Raw genomic sequence first — 13,162 nt, 5'->3', positions numbered from 1 at the left:
CTGCTGGGCGGCCTGATCGCGTTCATCGTCTCCATCGTGATCAATGTGCCGTTCAGGTTCGCCATGCCGACCCCGCAGCCGTACACCCCCGGGGCCGACGCGGCGTCCGCCGCCTGCGCCTTCAGGGCCCGCTCGACGCCCGAGCGGGACTCCGAGACGAGCCGTCGCAGGGCGGCGTTGGGCTCGGCCTCGGCCAGCCACGCGTCCGTCTTGGCGAGGGTCTCCTCGGCGATGTGGATGCCCGGGTAGAGGCCGGTCGCGATCTGCTGCGCGATCTCGTGCGAGCGGGCGTCCCAGATCTCCTTGACCACGGAGAAGTACTTGTCCGTGTACGGGGCGAGCAGCTCACGCTGGCCGGTCTGTACGAAGCCGCCGATGACCGCTTCCTGCACGGCGTTCGGGAGCTTGTCGGACTCGACGACCGAGGCCCACGCCTCCGCCTTCGCCTCCTCGGTGGGACGGGCCGCCCGGGCGGTGGCCGCGTGCCGCTCACCGGCGGCCGTCTTGTCGCGCTCGTACTCGGCGGCGATCTCCGCGTCGTCGAAGCGTCCGACGGCCGCGAGTTGCTGGACGAACGCCCAGCGCAGCTCGGTGTCGACGGCGAGGCCCTCGATGGTCTCGCGGCCTTCGAGCAGCGCCTCCAGGAGGTCGAGCTGCTCCGGCGTGCGCGCGGTACCCGCGAAGGCGCGCGCCCAGGCCAGCTGGTGGTCGCCGCCGGCCTCGGCCGCACGCAGGTGGGCGAGCGTCGCGTCGGTCCAGCGGGTCAGCAGCGCCTCGCGGGCCGTCGGGTCGGCGTACAGCTCGATGGCGAGCTTCACCTGGCGTTGCAGCGACTGGACGACACCGATGTCGGACTCCTTGCCGATGCCGGAAAGCACCAGCGCCAGGTAGTCGCGGGTGGCGAGTTCGGCGTCGCGGGTCATGTCCCAGGCCGAGGCCCAGCACAGGGCGCGCGGCAGGGAGGACTCGAAGTCCCCGAGGTGCTCGGTGACGAAGGCCAGGGAGTCCTCGTCGAGGCGGACCTTGGCGTACGACAGGTCGTCGTCGTTGAGGAGGACGACATCGGGGCGGCGCTTGCCGACGAGCTGCGGTACGGCGGTCAGCTCCCCGTCCACGTCGAGCTCGAGCCGCTCGTCCCGGAGGAGCTTGCCGCTGCCGGCGTCGAGGTCGTAGAGGCCGACCGCGATGCGGTGCGGGCGCAGTGTCGGCTCGCCCTGGGCTCCGGCGGGCAGGGCCGGGGCCTCCTGGCGGATGGCGAAGGAGGTGATGACGCCGTCGGCGTCGGTCTCGATCTCGGGCCGCAGGATGTTGATCCCGGCAGTCTGGAGCCACTTCTGCGACCAGACGCCGAGGTCGCGTCCGGAGGTCTCCTCCAGGGCGCCGAGCAGGTCGGACAGGCGGGTGTTCCCGAACGCGTGGGCCTTGAAGTAGGCCTGGACGCCGCGGAAGAACTCGTCCATGCCGACGTAGGCGACGAGTTGCTTGAGGACGGAGGCGCCCTTGGCGTACGTGATGCCGTCGAAGTTGACGAGCACGTCGTCGAGGTCGCGGATCTCGGCCATGATCGGGTGGGTGGAGGGCAGCTGGTCCTGCCGGTACGCCCACGTCTTCATGGAGTTGGCGAAGGTGGTCCAGGAGTGCGGCCAGCGGCTGTCGGGGTGGTAGGCCTGACAGGCGATGGAGGTGTAGGTGGCGAACGACTCGTTCAGCCAGAGGTCGTTCCACCACTCCATCGTCACGAGGTCGCCGAACCACATGTGGGCGAGCTCGTGCAGGATCGTCTCGGCGCGCAGCTCGTAGGCGGCGTCGGTGACCTTGGAACGGAAGACGTACTGGTCGCGGATGGTGACCGCGCCCGCGTTCTCCATCGCGCCCGCGTTGAACTCGGGCACGAAGAGCTGGTCGTACTTCGTGAACGGGTACGCGTAGTCGAACTTCTCCTGGAACCAGTCGAAGCCCTGCCGGGTGACCTCGAAGATCGCGTCCGAGTCGAGGAACTCGGCGAGCGAGGGGCGACAGTAGATGCCGAGCGGCACGGTCCGGCCGTCCTTCTCGTACACGCTGTGCACAGAGTGGTACGGGCCGACGATCAGCGCGGTGATGTACGTCGAGATCCGCGGCGTCGGCTCGAAGACCCAGACGTCGTCCTTGGGCTCCGGGGTCGGCGAGTTGGAGATGACCGTCCAGCCGGTCGGCGCCTTCACGGTGAACTGGAAGGTGGCCTTGAGGTCGGGCTGCTCGAAGGACGCGAAGACGCGGCGTGCGTCCGGCACCTCGAACTGGGTGTACAGGTAGGCCTGCTCGTCGACGGGGTCGACGAACCGGTGCAGGCCCTCGCCGGTGTTGGTGTAGGCGCAGTCCGCGACGACGCGGACGACGTTGCGTCCCTCAAGAAGACCGGGCAGCGCGATCCGCGAGTCCTTGAAGACCTCGGCGGGGTCGAGCGGGTCGCCGTTGAGAGTGACCTCGTGGACGGCCGGGGCCACCAGGTCGATGAAGGACTCCGCGCCGGTCTCGGCGGAGTCGAAGCGCACCGTGGTCACGGACCGGTAGGTGCCGCCCTCCTGCGCGCCGGAGAGGTCGAGATCGACCTCGTACGAGTCAACGGTGAGCAGCTTCGCCCGCTGCTGCGCCTCTTCGCGGGTCAGGTTTGTGCCAGGCACGCGGTCATCTCCTCGTTATGTGTGGGTTGCGCCATCCTTCCACGGGACCCACGCACAAGGCGATGTCCGTTTCCCGCCGGTGCCCGGGCGTCGCGGGCGTGAGCCTTGAGTCATGACGACTTACACCGCACGGCCCATCGGCGCGGCCGTCCTGAAGGAGCTCCGCGACACCGACGACGCCGGCCGCCGGCCGGTCCCGGGAACCGACGAGGAGGGCGGGTCCCCGCTGCGCTGCTGCCTGCGCCGCAGTGAGCCCGGGGAGCGCGTCGCCCTGGTCTCCTACGCCCCGTTGCGCCGCTGGGCGGCACGGACCGGCGCCGAGCCGGGCCCGTACGACGAGACGGGTCCGGTCTTCATCCACGCGGACGAGTGCGCGGGCCCGGCCACGGACGCCCTGCCGTTCACGGGCGCCCACCGCACGGTCCGCCGCTACTCGGCCGGGGGACACATCCTGGGCGGGCAACTGGTCGGGGCACCGGCCGCGTTCGGCGAGGCCTTCACGGAGGCGTTCGCCGATCCGGAGGTGGCACTGGTCCACGTCCGGGCGGTTGAGTACGGCTGCTTCCTGTACGAGGTGCGCCGGGGCTGAGGGCTCCGGCAACGCGTCGAGGGAGTCCCCGCGCCGGTCGGTGCGGGGACTCCCTCGGCGGAGAGTCGGTGCGGGGCGAGCGGGGCTCAGCCCTGCTTCGGCTGCTTGTGGGACTTGTCCAGGACCATCACCAGGCCGGCGATGACCAGGAACAGCACGAGCGGCGCCACGACGTAGAGGCCGAGCGTCTCGATCACGCTCAGGCCGGAGCCGGGGTCGTCGCCGTCGTCACGGGTCAGCGCGAGCGCGGGGGACGACATGAGCAGCATCATCAGCGTCGTACCGGCCGCCAGGGCACCGGCGCGCAGAGCGTTCTTCTTGTCCACGGTGCAAACGTAGCGAACACCCGACGGGGCCGCGCGCCCGGGGGTGCCGTACGGAGGTCACGGGACGCGGCCCGGGGGTGCCGGGGGGCTCCCGGACGCACCGGCCGGGCCGCTCTCCGCCCGCACCACGTCGATCAGGGCGTGCAGCCGGGGTGAGGCGGCCAGCTCCTCCAGGGTCACCGGCCGGCCCTCGGCGTCGGCGACGGGCAGGCGCCAGTTGGGGTACTCGTCCCAGGTTCCCGGAAGGTTCTGCGGGCGCCGGTCGCCGACGGCGTCGGGGAGCCAGACGCCGATCAGACGGGCCGGGGTGCGCAGCAGGAAGCGGTGTACTGCCTGGATCTCGGCCTCCTCCACCGAAGCGGGGGCGCCGCCGCCCGGAGCGCGCAGCAGCCCGAGCCGGGAGAGCAGCGCCAGCCAGTCCCGGACGTCGGCGGCGGCGGCCGCCCGTTCCTCGGCGAGGGAGCCGGTCAACAGGCCGAGGCGGTCGCGGAGTTCGACGTGCTCGCCGGTGAACCGGGCCGCCGTGGACGGCAGGTCGTGGGTGGTGGCGGTGGCCAGGCAGTCGGCGCGCCAGCCGTCGGGCGGCAGCGGCAGGCCGTCCCCGTCCCAGTCGCGTTCGAACCACAGGACCGAGGTGCCGAGCACTCCGCGTTCCTGAAGCGTCTCGCGCACCCCGGGTTCGACCGTGCCGAGGTCCTCGCCGATCACCAGTGCTCCGGCCCGCGAGGCCTCCAGGACCAGGATCGCGAGCATCGCCTCGGCGTCGTAGCGGACGTACGAGCCCTCGGTGGGCGGCTGTCCGGCGGGGATCCACCAGAGCCGGAACAGGCCCATGACATGGTCGATGCGCAGGGCGCCCGCGTTCCGCAGGAGCGCGCGCAGCAGCCGGCGGTAGGGGGCGTAGCCGCAGGCGGCGAGCCGGTCGGGCCGCCAGGGCGGCAGGCCCCAGTCCTGGCCGCGGGCGTTGAAGGCGTCCGGGGGCGCGCCGACGGACATGCCGGCGGCGAAGTACTCCTGCTGGGCCCAGGCGTCCGCGCCGTCCGGGTGGACGCCGACGGCGAGGTCGTGCACGAGTCCGACGGTCATGCCCGCGTCGCGCGCGGAGCGCTGGGCGCGCGCGAGCTGGGCCTCGGTGAGCCAGGCGAGCCGGCTGTGGAAGTCGACGCGGTCCATCAGCTCGCCGCGTGCCCTGGCGGTGGCGGACGAGCGGGGGTCGCGCAGCGCCACGGGCCAGTTCCGCCAGTCGGATCCGTGGACCTCGGCGAGCGCGCACCAGGTGGCGTGGTCCTCGAGCGCCCGGCCCTCCTCGGCGAGGAAGTCGGCGTACGCGGCCTGCCGTCCGGGCCCGAGCGGCACCGAGCGCACCGCTTCGAGCGCCTCGCGTTTGAGAGCCCACACGGCGTCGCGGTCGATCAGCGCGCCCTTGCGCAGTACGCCGTCGCGCAGCCGTTCGGCCCGCTCCAGCACCGCGGACAGCCGGTCGCGGTCCTCGGCGTACGGGTACTCGGGGACGTCCTCGACGCGCAGGTGCACCGGGTCGGGGAAGCGACGGGACGAGGGCCGGTACGGGGAGGGGTCGGTGGGGTCGCCGGGTACGGCGGCGTGCAGGGGGTTGACCTGGACGAATCCGGCGCCCAGCGCCCGCCCGGCCCAGGCGGTCAGCTCGGCGAGGTCGCCGAGGTCGCCCATGCCCCAGGAACGGCGGGAGAGCAGGGAGTAGAGCTGGACGAGCAGGCCGTGGGCGCGTCCGGGCGGCGCGGGCAGCCGGGTGGGGGCGACGACGACGTGGGTGTCGGCGTCGCGGCCGTCGGGGGCGGTGGCGCGCAGTGTGTGGACGCCGGGCGGCAGCTGGTCGGCGGAGGTCCGGGACTCGCCCTGTTCGGTGGTGATCCGCAGGCGGGTGCCGTCCGGCAGCGCGGCGAGTTCGGCGGGGACGAGGCCGCCCCAGCACACCAGGGTCGGCGGCAGCAGCCGCTTCGCGTTCGCGGCCTCGCGCAGCGCGAGTGCGGCCCCGACGGCTTCCGGGGTGCTCGCGTCGACGCCGAGCGCCGCCAGGACCGCCACGAGCGCGCTGTCCGGGGCCGTGACCGTGCGGCCCGGGGAGGGGCTGTACTCCGGGGCGACACCGTGCAGTTCGGCGAGCCGGGACAAGGGGGGCCGCGGTGCCGGCTCCGAGGCGGTCCGCGGCGGGTCGGCCGGCCCGGTGGGTGCCATCAGACCCCCGACGCGGCGCCGGTCGAGGTGGGTTCGCTCGTCAGATGCGCGGCGTACGCGAGCGGCGGCTCGCTGGTCAGCGGCTCGGCGTCGAGCAGCGGGGGTTCGCTGGTCAGGGGCGCGGCGGAGCAGGCGCCCTCCGAACCGGCCGGACCCGGGTGGGCGCTCTCGGGCTCGGCGGACGCCCGGCTCGCGCGCGGGCCGGGGACGGACGGCTCCGCCGCGCGTTCGGACAGGGCCGTGAGGAGCAGGTGTGCCGATGCGGCCACGGGGGCCTCCTTGTCGAGGTCGGATACGGCGGCCGGGGGCATTCCGGTGGTTCGTGCCGGAAACGGATGCCCCGGGCGGTCACACGCAGCCCTACCCCGTGGGCGCGAGCGCAGACGCACACGGACGGACAACGTGCTTCTGGTCACATTCCGTCGCCGTCCCGCATGTCCGGGCCGCACCTCCAGGCTGGGGTAATCCCGGCACTTCGGCCACTCTCGTTGACACCCTCATCACTCGAATGGTGGGCTCGGGCCACACCGACGCCGCGGCCGGGGTGCCGGGCTACGAGGGGGAACCGTGCGACTCGGGCGTGGAAAAGGAGCGACCGCACTCGCGTTCGCCGTGGTCGCGAGCGCGTTCGTGACGGCCCCCGCGGCCGTGGCGGCGCCGCACGGTCCCGCGGCCTCCGCGGACGATCCCACCGGGAGCGGGGTGCCCGCCGTCTGGCCGCGCCCGCAGTCGCTGCGCGCGAACGGCACCCCGGTCTCCGTCACGGACGAGGTCGTCCTGGTCACCTCGGCGCCGGGCAGGAACTCCGGAGGCGCGCGCTCCGGCTCCGCGGCCGGCGTGTACGCCCCGGGCGTGCCCCTGACTCCGTACGCCCCCGGTGTGAGCGTCGACGCCGACACCCCGGACAGCGACCTCGACCCGTACGCCCTCGAAGCGTTGCGCGCGCTGCTGCGGCAGGCCGGCGCACGCACGATCACGACGGCGCGTGACGGTGACGCGCTCCCGGCGCACGCTCTGGTGGTGCGCCTGGGCACGGATCCGGCGAGCACCGGCGGTCGGGGCGCGGGTTCCTTCGGCGGCACGCCCGCCGCTTCGGGCTCCCTGGAGCGGGCGCTGACGGCGCTCGGTGCCGCGCCCCGCGCCGACCTCCCCTCCGGCGGGTACCGGCTGGCCGTCGGCCGCACCGACGGCCGGGACACCGTCGCCCTCGCGGGAGTCGGCGAGGACGGCCTGTTCCACGCGGTGCAGACACTGCGCCAACTCCTCGGCGCCGACCGCCGGATCGCCGGCGCCGTCGTCCGGGACTGGCCCGGCACCGCCGTGCGGGGTGTCACCGAGGGGTTCTACGGCAGCCCGTGGACCCCCGAACAGCGCCTCGCCCAGCTGGACTTCATGGGCAGGACCAAGCAGAACCGCTATGTCTACGCGCCCGGCGACGACCTGTTCCGCCAGGCCCGCTGGCGTGAGCCGTACCCGGCCGCCGAACGCGCCCGGTTCCGGGACCTCGCGGAACGGGCGCTCCGCAATCACGTCACGCCGACCTGGGCGGTGGCCCCGGGGCAGGCGATGTGCTTCTCCTCGGACGCCGACGTGAAGGCGCTGACGCGCAAGCTCGACGCCATGTGGGCGCTCGGGTTCCGGGCCTTCCAGCTCCAGTTCCAGGACGTCAGCTACACCGAGTGGCACTGCGGGGCGGACGCGGACGCGTTCGGCTCCGGCGCCGAGGCGGCGGCGAAGGCGCAGGCCCGGGTGGCGAACGCCGTGGCCCGGCATCTCGCGGCCCGTCACCCGGACGTGGCCGCGCTGTCCCTGATGCCGACGGAGTACTACGAGGACGGCTCGACCGACTACCGCCGGCGACTGGCCGGCGCGCTGGACAGGAACGTCGAGGTCGCCTGGACGGGTATCGGGGTCGTGCCGAAGACCATCACCGGAGGCGAACTGGCGCGCACCCGAGCGGTGTTCGGCAGCCACCCGCTCGTCACGATGGACAACTACCCGGTCAACGACTACGCGCAGGACCGGGTGTTCCTCGGCCCCTACCAGGGGCGCGAGCCGGCCGTCGCGACGGGTTCGGCGGCTCTGCTGGCGAACGCGATGCCCCAGGCCGAGGCCTCCCGCATCCCGCTGTTCACGGCGGCCGACTACGCGTGGAACCCGCGGGACTACCGGCCCCAGGAGTCCTGGGAGGCCGCGATCGAGGATCTCGCGGGCAAGGACGCCCGGGGCGCGGACGCCCTGCGCGCGCTGGCCGGGAACGAGGCGTCCTCCGTCCTCGGCGGCGAGGAGTCGGCGTATCTGCGCCCGCTCCTGGAGGCCTTCTGGCAGGCGCGGACGACCACGGACCGTGCCGCGGGCGACCGCGCGGCCGAGCGGCTGCGTGCGGCGTTCACGGTGATGCGCGAGACGCCGAAGCGGCTGGCCGGCCGGCCGATCGCCACCGAAGTGCAGCCCTGGACCGAGCAGTTGGCGCGCTACGGCGAGGCCGGTGAGACGGCCGTCGCGCTGCTGGACGCCCAGTCGGACGGTGACGCGACGGCGGCGTGGACGGCGTACCGCGCGCTGAACCGGCTGCGCGCCGAACTCGCGGCGAGCGAGGCGACGGTCGGCGCGGGCGTGCTCGACCCGTTCCTGACGCGGGCCCGCACGGCGTACGAGCAGTGGGCGGGCCTCGGCAACGACTCCTCCACCGGCCACGCCCCGAAGGGCCCGGGAGCGGCGGGGGACGGCGGCAAGGGGACCGGCGACGACACCACGACGGGCACGGGCGGTCCCGGGGCCGACGGCGCGGACGGCGGCGGGACCGCGCAGGGCGACCCCGCCCCGAAGGACGGCACCGGGCAGGACGGCCGCGTCGTCCTGCTCCCGCGCCCCCGCGTCCTCACCGACGTGAGCGTGCTGACCGACCCCGGCGCGACGGGCTTCGTCGAGGGGCACGTCCCGGGCGAGGGCTGGCGGTATCTCGGCGCCCTCTCCGCCGGGGGCGCGACGGAGATCGGCGCGGACCTGCTCGGCACGGCGGGCGTGCGCGTGGACGCGCTGCGGGTCGTCGGTCCCGGGCGTTCCCAGGTCCGCCATCTCGTGCCGTGGTTCGCCGACACCCCTGCCGCGGCACTGGAGCTGGCCCGCTCCACGGCGGACGTGGAGATCGGCGGCACGGAGCGGATCACGGCCCGGCTGACCTCGCTGCGTCCCACCGGTGTCAGCGGTGAACTGACCGCACAGGCCCCGAAGGGGATCCAGGTCAAGGTCTCGCGGCCCTCGCCGACCCTGTCGCGCGGCGCCGTCGTGGACAGCCTGGTCGAGGTCACGGTCCCGCCGGGGACCCCGTCGGGCACGTACGAGGTGACGGTGGCCTTCGGCTCGCAGACCCGCACCCTGACCGTCCGCGCCTTCCCGCGCACGGCGGGCCCCGACCTGGCCCGTACCGGCACGGCCTCCTCGTCCGCCGACGAGACCCCCGACTTCCCGGCCCCGGCGGCCAACGACGGTGATCCGTCGACCCGTTGGTCCTCCCCCGTCGACGACGGTGCCTGGTGGCAGGTGCGGTTCGCCGAGCCGGTACGTCTCGGCCGGCTCGTGCTGAGCTGGCAGGACGCGCACCCGTCGGCCTACCGCGTACAGGTCTCCGCCGACGGTCGCGTCTGGCGCACCGCGACGACCGTGAACGACAGCCGCGGCGGTCGGGAATCCGTCCGCTTCGACGAACGCGACGTCCGCTACGTGCGCGTCCAGGGGGTGCGGCGGGCCACGGCGTACGGGTACTCGCTGTGGTCGGTCGAGGCGTACGCGGTCGCGGACTGACACCCGCCTCGGGTCGGCAGGGTCCAACAGGGCCGCACGGCACGGCTGTTCCGCCGCGGTCCTCGGCGGTCCTCCGCGATTCGCCGCACCCCGGGGCGATTCGCCGCAGCCCTGGGCGATCTTCGGCGGTCGGTCGTCGTCAGCTATTCACTCAGTACATATCTTGAGTGCATACTGATCTCCATGAGCACCCGTCACATCCTGTTGGGGCTGCTCGCCGGAGGGCCCAGCCATGGGTACGACCTCAAGCGACGGCACGACGAACGCTTCCCGCAGGCCCGCCCGCTGGCCTACGGGCAGGTGTACACGACCTTGCAACGGCTGGTCCGCGACGATCTCGCCGCGATCGACGGCACCGACTCGGACGGCGGTCCCGAGCGGACCCTGTACCGCTCGACCGACGAGGGATCGCGTGAACTGACCCGATGGGCGGGCGAGATCGCACCGCCGGCCCCCTTCGTGACGAACGAGATCTTCGCCAAGGTCGTCGTATCGATCCTCGCCTCGGCGGACCCGGCCGGCTATCTGCGGGCGCAGCGCGACGCTCACATGGCACGGATGCGTGAGCTCACGGCGGTGAAGACGGCATCCGGTGCCGGCCTCGCGACCGTCCTGTCGGCCGACTACGCCCTCAACCACCTCGACGCCGACCTCCGCTGGATGACGACCACGGCGGCCCGGCTCACCCCCCTGACCGCGGAGGTCGACACAGCATGAGCACCCCCCTTCTGACCGCCAGGGATCTGGTCAAGGCCCACGGTCCGACCCCGGCACTGCGCGGCGCCTCGCTGGACCTGGCCGCGGGCGAGGTCCTCGCCGTCACCGGAGCCAGCGGCAGCGGTAAATCCACCCTGCTCCACTGCCTGGCGGGCATCGTCAGACCCGACGGCGGAACGGTGGAGTACGCGGGCGAGCGCCTCGACCTGCTCCCCGAGAAGCGGCTCGGCGAGCTGCGCCGCACGGACTTCGGAGTGGTCTTCCAGTTCGGGCAGCTGATCCCCGAACTGACCGCCGCCGACAACGTGGCACTGCCCCTGCTGCTCGCGGGTGTCTCCCGGGCGGCGGCGCGGGAACGGGCGGGCGAGTGGCTCGAACGGTTCGGCGTGCGGGGTCAGGAGGCGCTGCGGCCCGGCGAGATGAGCGGCGGCCAGGCCCAGCGGGTGGCGCTGGCGCGAGCCCTGGTGACCGATCCGAAGGCCGTCTTCGCCGACGAGCCGACCGGCGCGCTCGACTCCCTCGCAGGCGAACAGGTGATGAGCGCCCTGATACACACCGCCAGGGAGGCCGGCACCGCGGTCCTGCTGATCACGCACGACGCCCAGGTGGCGGCGTACGCGGACCGTGAGGTCTCGCTGCGGGACGGGGTCGTGACCGGCTCCGGCATCCTGCCTGCGGCCCCGGCCGTCTCGGCCTCCCCGGCCGCCGGGGAGGTGTCCCGATGAGGACCGACCTTCGGATCGCCCTGCTCCTCACCCGTGGCTCGGACCGGCGCGAGTGGTGGCGCGTCGCGCTCACAGCGGTGGGGGCGGCCCCAGCCACCGGGCTCTGCCTGGCCGCCATCGCCGTCGCCTCGCTCCAAGGGCAGTACTCCATACCCCTGGCCCACGGGCTGCTCGCACAGCCCGGCGAGCGGGCGGGTGTGGTCCTCACCCTGCTGCTCCTGCTGGTGCCCGTGCTCGGGTTCCTCGGGCAGTGCGCCCGGGTCGGAGCCGTGCACCGCGACCGGCGGATGGCCGGACTGCGCCTCACGGGAGCCACCCCGGCGCAGGTACGGCGGATCGCCGCGCTGGAGTCGGGCCTCGCGTGCCTGATCGGCTCGGCCGTCGCCACGGCGCTCTCCGCGCCGGTCCTGCTGCGCCAGTGGCAGAGCCCGCCGGCCGTCGTCTGGGCCGGCTGCGCGGGGGTCGCGCTCGCCGTGCCCGTACTGGGTGCGCTGGTGAGCATGCTGGCCCTGCGCCGGGTGGTCGCCTCGCCGCTCGGCCGGGTGCGCCGGGTGCGCCCGGCTCGCTGGCGGCGCCCGGGCCTCGCCGTCCTCGCGACGGCTCTCGTGACACTTCTCACCGGGCTCGCCCTCGCTCCGCGCGACCAAGACGGGTTCGGGACGGCGCCGATGCTCGTCTTCGGTGTGGTGGTCGTCACCGGGCTCGGGGCCGTCTGGGCCGTGGGCGCGAGCGCCCGGCTGACGGGCCGCGTCCTCGCTGAGCGGACCGGGAACCCGGCGGTCCTGATCGCGGCCGAGCGGCTGCGGGACGACCCGTGGGCGGGCGCCCGCACCCATGCGGCGGTCCTGCTGGTGACCGTCGTCGGGACGGGCTTCGTCGGCGTACGGCGGGTACTGCTCGACGTGCTCACCCAGCGTGACCACGGCAACCTGTCCTTCTACACCACCGGTATCGACCTCACGGGCGCCGCGATCCTGCTCGCCCTCGCGATCACCCTGTCCGGGCTGGCCGTCGGGACCGCCGAATCGCTCGCCACCCGCCGCCGCGGCCTCGTCGCCCAGGCCGCCGCCGGGGTGCCGGTCTCCGTGCTCGGCCGGGCGCTGATCCTGGAGACGGCCCTGCCGCTCGCCCCGGCGGTCGCGCTGGCCGGTGCCGGGGGCGTGGCCATCGGTGGCTGGTACGGGCAGCTCGCGGACAGGGGGTTCATACCAGTGCTGCCGCTGGTCGTGCCCGTCATCGTGTACGCGGCCTGCCTGCTGGCCGCCGCCACCTCGCTGCCCCTGCTGCGCCGCTCGGCGCGCCCCGCGGAGCTGCGTCACCCGTGACCTGCTGCTGTGACCGGCTGCCGTGACGAGCCGGGTCACCTGTGACCGCCCCGGTCCGTGACGCGGTCAGGACCGGGGTGCCCACCCGGGAAGCGCGCGGGCAGGGCGTGGCGGCTGCCGGGAGGTACGGGGGTCCTCCCGGGCAGCCGGAAACGGCGGCTGCCGAGGCCGGCGCCGCCGAAGCGAAAGCCCGGATCGTCAGGCTGAAATGCCGTCGATCCGGGCCATGGCGTCGTCCGCGCCGTACGGTTGCAGGTAGGGCATCCAGCGTGGGTCCCTGTGCCCGGTTCCGATGATGCGCCACGCGAGCCCCGTCGGCGGGGCGGGTTTGTGGCGCAGGCGCCAGCCGATCTCGACCAGGTGGCGGTCGGCCTTGGTGTGGTTGCAGCGGCGGCAGGACGCCACCACGTTGTCCCAGGCGTGCTGACCCCCGCGTGAGCGCGGGATGACGTGGTCGACGCTGGTTGCGACGCCACCGCAGTACATGCACCGGCCGCCGTCGCGGGCGAACAGAGCTCGCCTGGTCAGCGGGACGGGCCCTCGGTAGGGAACCCGTACGAACCTCTTCAGCCGGACCACGCTGGGTGCGGGGACAGTAACGGTCGCGCTGTGCATGAAGGCGCCGGATTCCTCGAGGCAGACTGCCTTGTTCTCGAGGACGAGGACGAGCGCGCGGTGGAGCGGTACGACGCCGAGCGGCTCGTACGACGCGTTGAGGACCAGGACGTGCGGCACGGATGCCTCCTTGTACGCCGGCGGCGCGTGGCTCGCGCCGGGACGATCTGCAGTCAGTCTCCCC

The 13,162-nt window shown here is 73.8% G+C and carries 10 protein-coding genes; 5 read left to right on the top strand and 5 right to left on the bottom strand.

All coding sequences use genetic code 11. From position 1 onward, the window contains the following. Nucleotides 1-2,663 (bottom strand): aminopeptidase N (gene pepN / locus ABZV42_RS38445; protein WP_356056211.1); only part of this gene is annotated, 2,663 nt, incomplete at its 3' end. 112 nt (nucleotides 2,664-2,775) lie between these two features. Here pepN and ABZV42_RS38440 point away from each other — a divergent pair. Continuing rightward, the gene (locus ABZV42_RS38440) at nucleotides 2,776-3,252 is read left to right on the top strand and encodes a DUF1203 domain-containing protein (RefSeq protein ID WP_355984358.1); all 477 of its coding nucleotides are present in this window, start codon (nucleotides 2,776-2,778) and stop codon (nucleotides 3,250-3,252) included. 86 nt (nucleotides 3,253-3,338) lie between these two features. Here the strand turns inward: ABZV42_RS38440 and ABZV42_RS38435 are convergent, their stop codons facing one another. From ABZV42_RS38435 to ABZV42_RS38425, 3 genes are read right to left on the bottom strand one after another with little or no spacing between them, the layout of a single operon-like run. Then, nucleotides 3,339-3,578 carry a hypothetical protein gene (locus ABZV42_RS38435; protein ID WP_355984357.1) on the bottom strand — a complete coding sequence of 80 codons (240 nt, stop codon included), beginning with the start codon at nucleotides 3,576-3,578 and terminating at the stop codon, nucleotides 3,339-3,341. A gap of 57 nt (nucleotides 3,579-3,635) precedes the next feature. After that, nucleotides 3,636-5,792, bottom strand: coding sequence for a 4-alpha-glucanotransferase (gene malQ / locus ABZV42_RS38430; protein WP_355984356.1), 2,157 nt, complete (start codon nucleotides 5,790-5,792; stop codon nucleotides 3,636-3,638). Further along, the gene (locus tag ABZV42_RS38425) at nucleotides 5,792-6,061 is read right to left on the bottom strand and encodes a hypothetical protein (RefSeq protein WP_356056210.1); all 270 of its coding nucleotides are present in this window, start codon (nucleotides 6,059-6,061) and stop codon (nucleotides 5,792-5,794) included. The genes malQ and ABZV42_RS38425 overlap by 1 nt, the downstream gene beginning before the upstream one ends. 298 nt (nucleotides 6,062-6,359) lie before the next feature. Between ABZV42_RS38425 and ABZV42_RS38420 the strand changes: the two genes are divergently transcribed. The 4 genes from ABZV42_RS38420 (at nucleotide 6,360) to ABZV42_RS38405 (ending at nucleotide 12,363) form a co-directional block, all read left to right on the top strand. Then, complete coding sequence (locus ABZV42_RS38420; protein ID WP_356056208.1) at nucleotides 6,360-9,596, top strand: beta-N-acetylglucosaminidase domain-containing protein; 3,237 nt, start codon at nucleotides 6,360-6,362, stop codon at nucleotides 9,594-9,596. Nucleotides 9,597-9,779: 183 nt separating this feature from the next. Next, nucleotides 9,780-10,313, top strand: coding sequence for a PadR family transcriptional regulator (locus ABZV42_RS38415; protein ID WP_355984353.1), 534 nt, complete (start codon nucleotides 9,780-9,782; stop codon nucleotides 10,311-10,313). Further along, nucleotides 10,310-11,038, top strand: a complete 729-nt coding sequence (locus tag ABZV42_RS38410) for an ABC transporter ATP-binding protein (RefSeq protein WP_355984352.1) — start codon at nucleotides 10,310-10,312, stop codon at nucleotides 11,036-11,038. Before ABZV42_RS38415 ends, ABZV42_RS38410 begins: the two co-directional genes overlap by 4 nt. Then, nucleotides 11,035-12,363 (top strand): FtsX-like permease family protein, encoded by a 1,329-nt coding sequence (locus ABZV42_RS38405; RefSeq protein WP_356056205.1) that lies wholly within the window; start codon nucleotides 11,035-11,037, stop codon nucleotides 12,361-12,363. Before ABZV42_RS38410 ends, ABZV42_RS38405 begins: the two co-directional genes overlap by 4 nt. Nucleotides 12,364-12,561: 198 nt before the next feature. Here the strand turns inward: ABZV42_RS38405 and ABZV42_RS38400 are convergent, their stop codons facing one another. Then, entirely contained in the window at nucleotides 12,562-13,098 is a 537-nt protein-coding gene (locus ABZV42_RS38400; RefSeq protein WP_037618871.1) for an HNH endonuclease, read from the bottom strand. Nucleotides 13,099-13,162: the final 64 nt, after the last annotated feature.

Origin of the sequence: Streptomyces sp. NPDC005281 (assembly GCF_040607495.1) — a bacterium.
Classification (GTDB): Bacteria; Actinomycetota; Actinomycetes; order Streptomycetales; family Streptomycetaceae; genus Streptomyces.
This window is presented reverse-complemented; position numbering and strand designations above follow the sequence as displayed.

Excerpts from the sequence above, each read along its gene's own strand:
- ABZV42_RS38440 (WP_355984358.1), top strand. The coding sequence starts at position 2,776 with ATGACGACTTACACCGCACGGCCCATCGGCGCGGCCGTCCTGAAGGAG.
- malQ (WP_355984356.1), bottom strand. The coding sequence starts at position 5,792 with ATGGCACCCACCGGGCCGGCCGACCCGCCGCGGACCGCCTCGGAGCCG.
- ABZV42_RS38415 (WP_355984353.1), top strand. The coding sequence starts at position 9,780 with ATGAGCACCCGTCACATCCTGTTGGGGCTGCTCGCCGGAGGGCCCAGC.
- ABZV42_RS38410 (WP_355984352.1), top strand. The coding sequence starts at position 10,310 with ATGAGCACCCCCCTTCTGACCGCCAGGGATCTGGTCAAGGCCCACGGT.
- ABZV42_RS38405 (WP_356056205.1), top strand. The coding sequence starts at position 11,035 with ATGAGGACCGACCTTCGGATCGCCCTGCTCCTCACCCGTGGCTCGGAC.